The organism is Bacillus sp. SIMBA_008 (assembly GCF_046535495.1).
Taxonomy (GTDB): Bacteria; Bacillota; Bacilli; order Bacillales; family Bacillaceae; genus Bacillus; species Bacillus subtilis.
In genome coordinates this window covers 1-237 of record NZ_JAWRWL010001233.1, presented here as the reverse complement: position 1 = coordinate 237, position 237 = coordinate 1, and the positions used below count along the sequence as shown (strand labels likewise).

Annotated in this window: 1 riboswitch. The window is 37.1% G+C overall.

Features of this window, described 5'->3' with window-relative positions:
- Positions 1-7: 7 nt before the first annotated feature.
- Positions 8-109, bottom strand: a riboswitch (TPP riboswitch).
- Positions 110-237: the final 128 nt, after the last annotated feature.

Here is a 237-nt window from a genome sequence, read left to right as displayed (position 1 = left end):
ATATGCTACATCACTTTAAGTAACTCCCTACGCTGGCATTATCCAGATCAGGTTGAGGGTCGATGTTTGTTTACATCCTCTCAGCCAATTGGCTCCCCGGTCCTTAATTCGTTTTCATTGTAGCATGATTTATTTTATTGAACAAACAAAAGCACGTATAATCATTTCATTTAACTTTTGAATTCCCCTATTAACTCTTGTAACTCCTGTGAAAGCCAGCTTAAAGAACTAGCTAAT